The 2,472-nt window shown below is 76.5% G+C and carries 2 protein-coding genes; one reads left to right on the top strand and one right to left on the bottom strand.

Translation table 11 applies throughout. The annotated features are described in order from the left end of the window. On the top strand, positions 1–1,259 hold a 1,259-nt coding region (locus ABZ318_RS39445), incomplete at its 5' end, for an IclR family transcriptional regulator C-terminal domain-containing protein (protein WP_356907228.1). A 47-nt stretch (positions 1,260–1,306) separates the two neighbouring features. On the opposite strand, the gene ABZ318_RS39440 is transcribed toward ABZ318_RS39445, so the two are convergent. Further along, on the bottom strand, positions 1,307–2,472 hold a 1,166-nt coding region (locus tag ABZ318_RS39440), incomplete at its 5' end, for a pyroglutamyl peptidase (protein ID WP_356907227.1).

Below are 2,472 nucleotides of genomic sequence, written 5' to 3'. Positions count from 1 at the left end.
TTCTCCGGGACGCCGGCTTCCCCTCCGGCCCCCCCCGGCCGCCGGGGGCGGCGCCCGCGCCCGAGGAGGTCGAGGCCGGATTCCTCGACCGGGTGCGCGAGGCCCGCGCGTCCGGACTCGCCGTGGACGACCAGCTGATCGAGCCGGGGCTGCTCGCCGTCGCGCTGCCGGTATGGGGACCGGACGGCACGGTGGTCTGCGCGGTCAGCGTCGTCAGCCACACCAGCCGGCACAGCGCCGCGTCCCTCACGGCACGGGCCCTGCCGCCGCTGCGCCGCGCGGTCACGGCGATGGAGGCCGCGCTGGCGGCGGCACCGGCCGCCGCGCCCGCGGGCGGCGCCCCGGCGCCCGCCGCCGGGCCCGCGCCGACCGCCGGCGTCCCGGAAGCGTCGGAGACGGCTCCGGCCCCGACCGAACCGACGTCCGTGCCGACGGCTTCGGCGCCCGTCGCGGGTGCCGTGCTCAAGGAGGAGCTCGGCTCGGGTTTCCTCCAGTCGCTCGCGCGCGGTCTCGACGTCCTGCGCGCCTTCGGTTCCGTCCGGGGACCCGTCCGGCTCGCCGAGCTCGCCCGGCTGACCGGGCTGCCCCGCGCGACCGCCCGCCGGTCGCTGATCACCCTGCGCCATCTGGGGTACGTACGGGAGGAGCCGGACGGTTTCCTCGTGCTCCCCCGGGTCCTGGAGCTCGGCTACGCCCGGCTCTCCGGCCTGACCCTGCCGGAGATCGCCACCCCGCACCTCGTCGCCCTCGTGCTGCGGGTCCACGAGTCCGCGTCCGTCGCCGTGCTCGACGGGGACGACATCCGGTACGTAGCCCGGGTCGCCGGCACCCGCATCATGCACATCGACATCACGGTGGGCACCCGGCTCCCCGCGTACGCGACCTCCATGGGCCGCGTCCTGCTCGGCGCCCTGCCCGCGGCGGAGCGCGCCGCACGGCTCGACCGGATCACTCCGGAGGCGCTCACCCCGCGCACGCTGACGACCCGTGAGGGGCTCGACGAGGCCGTGGCGGCGACCGCGGCACGCGGCTTCGGGTGGGTGGAGCAGGAACTGGAGGAGGGGCTCCGCTCGCTGGCGGTGGCGGTCACGGACGGTGCGGGCCGGGTGGTCGCCGCGGTCAACGTGGCCCTGCACGCGGGCCGGGCCGCCCCGGAGGAGAGCCTCGCCGCCCTGCTGCCGCCGCTGCGCGAGACGGCCGCGCTGATCAGCGCGGACCTCGCCGCGGTGGGCCGCTTCTCCCCGGTCACGACGGGCTGAACGGGCGCGTCGCGACCCCGCGTGCGGTCACGACGCGCCCAAGGCCGCTACCGGGAACCGGCGGCCACGGCGACGATCGCCCGTACCTGGGCGATGATGTCGACCCGGTTCCGTACGAACTCGGCGTCGGTGATCGTACCCGTCGCCGGGTCGGTGTTGCCCGGTCCGAACTGGAGGACCGGCGTGTGCACATGGCCGCCGGGCAGGCCCCTCAGCCCGAGGCGGTCACGCAGCAGGGTGGCCCGGTAGGCGATCTCGTTGGACAGGTAGTTCCCGCCGCCGCCCGCCCGGGCGGCCGAGCCGGGCGTCGGCCCGTCGGGGCGGACCACGGGCGTGTCCGACCCGGCCGGCAGTTCGGTCACCGAGGTGTTGTCGTACACCGGGAAACGGCCGGTGGACGCCGCCGTGATCGCCGCGTACGGAAGGGTCGTCGACGTCCACTGGGGCTGCGTGGCCGGGTCGGCGACGGGCACGGTCCCGGTGCGCGACAGGTTCTCGTTGTCGGGGAAGCCGCCGCGCCAGGCCCCGTTGGTCCGCTCGACGTCGAAGCGGCCGGGACGGCCCTGGCTCACCGTGGTGAAGAGGTCCACCTCCGGCAGGTGCGGGCGCAGGGTCCGCTCGACCGCGCCGTCGGCGAAGTCCTGCCAGCGGACGGGGAAGACGGCCGTCTCGACCCGGGCGAGGGAGCCGTCGGAGGTCCGCAGCCAGGTGCCGTCCAGGGCGAGCGCCGCGGCCCCGGAGGGGTTGCTGATCCGGGTGTCCCGGTCGAGCGTGAACGGGTCGAAGCCGGTCAGCAGGATCCGCTTCACGCCCTTCCCGGCCGGGTAGCGGAGGGAGTCCTGGCCGCGTGAGGAGCGTTCGAGCCGGTCGAGCAGTCGGGCCCGGCCCTCCTCCGTGATCGTGAACCCCGGCTGCCAGGCGCGGAGTTCGCGGGTGAGCGCGAGGCGCGACCAGTACAGCGGCCGGTCGTCGTCCCGCGACAGGTCACCGCCCTCGTACCCCCGGCCCTGCGCCCGGTCCACAGCCCGCCGCCAGAGCCCCGATCCGTACCGGCCGACCGTCCGCTCGGCCGCGGCGAAGGAGTCGGCGCCGGCGAGGGCCCCGGCGAACTCCGGGGCCAGGGAGGCGAAACCGCTGCGCCGCAGGATCTCCTGCGGTGTACCGCTTGCCGGGGGTGAGGCCGGTGATCTGCTGCCGGACGGAGGCGGTGGCG

The sequence above is a fragment of the Streptomyces sp. NPDC006197 genome, assembly GCF_040613865.1.
In the GTDB taxonomy this organism is placed as follows: Bacteria; Actinomycetota; Actinomycetes; order Streptomycetales; family Streptomycetaceae; genus Streptomyces.
This window is presented reverse-complemented; position numbering and strand designations above follow the sequence as displayed.